This is a genomic window from Mesorhizobium sp. SARCC-RB16n, from assembly GCF_008520305.1.
GTDB lineage: Bacteria > Pseudomonadota > Alphaproteobacteria > Rhizobiales > Rhizobiaceae > Mesorhizobium.
Genome location: NZ_ML703315.1, coordinates 1 through 2,500, shown reverse-complemented (window position 1 = coordinate 2,500; position 2,500 = coordinate 1). Strand labels below are relative to the sequence as shown.

At 54.9% G+C, this 2,500-nt stretch carries 1 tRNA gene and 2 rRNA genes (1 of these 3 cut by a window edge); all 3 read left to right on the top strand.

The annotated features are described in order from the left end of the window. Nucleotides 1–1,660, top strand: a 23S ribosomal RNA gene (locus tag C7I87_RS34640); it begins 1,197 nt to the left of the window's first position. A 271-nt stretch (nucleotides 1,661–1,931) separates the two neighbouring features. After that, nucleotides 1,932–2,046, top strand: a 5S ribosomal RNA gene (rrf, locus tag C7I87_RS34635). 239 nt (nucleotides 2,047–2,285) lie between these two features. Next, nucleotides 2,286–2,362 (top strand) — tRNA-Met (locus tag C7I87_RS34630). Nucleotides 2,363–2,500: the final 138 nt, after the last annotated feature.

Here is a 2,500-nt window from a genome sequence, read left to right as displayed (position 1 = left end):
CTCACTGGTCTAAATAAGGGTCTTTGCGCCGAAAATGTAACGGGGCTAAAGCCATACACCGAAGCTTAGGGTTCGTAGCAATACGAGCGGTAGCGGAGCGTTCTGTAAGCTGATGAAGCCATACCCGTGAGGGGTGGTGGAGGTATCAGAAGTGCGAATGCTGACATGAGTAACGTAAGGGGAGTGAGAGACTCCCCCGCCGAAAGACCAAGGGTTCCTGCTTAAAGCTAATCTGAGCAGGGTTAGCCGGCCCCTAAGACGAGGCGGAAACGCGTAGTCGATGGGAACCACGTTAATATTCGTGGGCTTGGAGGTAGTGACGGATCATTGAGGTAGTCCAATCTTATCGGATTGAACGGGCTGCTGCGTGGTTCCAGGAAATAGCTCCTCCTTATAAACCGTACCCGAAACCGACACTGGTGGTCTGGTAGAGTATACCAAGGCGCTTGAGAGAACTATGCTGAAGGAACTCGGCAAATTGCACGCGTAACTTCGGAAGAAGCGTGACCCTTTTCTACGCAAGTAGAGGAGGGTGGCACAGACCAGGGGGTAGCGACTGTTTATCAAAAACACAGGGCTCTGCGAAGTCGCAAGACGACGTATAGGGTCTGACGCCTGCCCGGTGCTGGAAGGTTAAGAGGAGGGGTGCAAGCTCTGAATCGAAGCCCCAGTAAACGGCGGCCGTAACTATAACGGTCCTAAGGTAGCGAAATTCCTTGTCGGGTAAGTTCCGACCTGCACGAATGGCGTAACGACTTCCCCGCTGTCTCCAGCATAGACTCAGTGAAATTGAATTCCCCGTGAAGATGCGGGGTTCCTGCGGTTAGACGGAAAGACCCCGTGCACCTTTACTATAGCTTTACATTGGCATTCGTAGTGGCATGTGTAGGATAGGTGGTAGGCTTTGAAACCTGGGCGCCAGCTCAGGTGGAGCCACCCTTGAAATACCACCCTTATTACTATGGATGTCTAACCGCGGCCCGTTATCCGGGTCCGGGACAATGTATGGTGGGTAGTTTGACTGGGGCGGTCGCCTCCTAAAGAGTAACGGAGGCGCGCGATGGTGGGCTCAGAACGGTCGGAAATCGTTCGCTGAGTGCAATGGCATAAGCCTGCCTGACTGCGAGACTGACAAGTCGAGCAGAGACGAAAGTCGGTCATAGTGATCCGGTGGTCCCGCGTGGAAGGGCCATCGCTCAACGGATAAAAGGTACGCCGGGGATAACAGGCTGATGACCCCCAAGAGTCCATATCGACGGGGTTGTTTGGCACCTCGATGTCGACTCATCGCATCCTGGGGCTGGAGCAGGTCCCAAGGGTATGGCTGTTCGCCATTTAAAGCGGTACGTGAGTTGGGTTCAGAACGTCGTGAGACAGTTCGGTCCCTATCTGCCGTGGGTGTAGGAATATTGAAAGGATCTGTCCCTAGTACGAGAGGACCGGGATGGACGGATCTCTGGTGGACCTGTTGTGGCGCCAGCCGCATAGCAGGGTAGCTATATCCGGACGGGATAACCGCTGAAGGCATCTAAGCGGGAAACCCACCTTAAAACGAGTATTCCCTGAGAACCGTGGAAGACGACCACGTTGATAGGCCGGGTGTGGAAGAGCGGCAACGCTTGAAGCTTACCGGTACTAATAGTTCGATCGGCTTGATCGTTCTCATTCCTAATGTCCATTTGACGAAGTCAAATGGTTTGTTCTCACTCACGCTTGTTCCGCCCTTCGGGCGGCGCTACGTGGGTGCGGCGCATCGGCGCCGACGGTCGGTCGACCTTGCGAAGCTTCGCTTCGAAGGGCAGATCGCGAGGACAGCCAAGGCACAAAAGACCAGCGAACAGCTCCGAGAAAGCAGAAATAGGTTCCCTATTCGCTCCTCTCTATCGGCTATTCGCTCAAAACAGCTTCTCGAATAACGTGCGTTTTGCCGACCTGGTGGTTATGGCGGAGCGGCTGCACCCGATCCCATTCCGAACTCGGCCGTGAAACGCTCCAGCGCTGATGGTACTTCGTCTCAAGACGCGGGAGAGTAGGTCGCTGCCAGGTCTGCTAAACGCACGTTAAAACTCACATCCAAGCGGATGGAGAAAATCTTCTCATTACTTTGTTCGATGCATGGCGTAGTCCCAAAACCGCTACACTTTTGGGCGTCATGCATAAAGGCCCGCCAAGGGATCCCGGGCCGCTCTAGCGGCCCTTTCATTTGGCGGATACAGAATACGCAATCGCCAGGTAAAACGGCGATCGCAAATACCGCAAGCGCAACAACGCGATCGCGGTGGTGGCGCGGGGTGGAGCAGCCCGGTAGCTCGTCAGGCTCATAACCTGAAGGTCACAGGTTCAAATCCTGTCCCCGCAACCAAATTACAAAGCGGCCCGCAAGGCTCGAAGCCTGCGGGCCGTTTTGCGTTCAGCTCATCGCCACCGGCGAGCCGAAACCCCTCAGCAAGAACGCCCAAGCCGAAGACGCCGCAACAAAAACAAACACATACCAAACCAA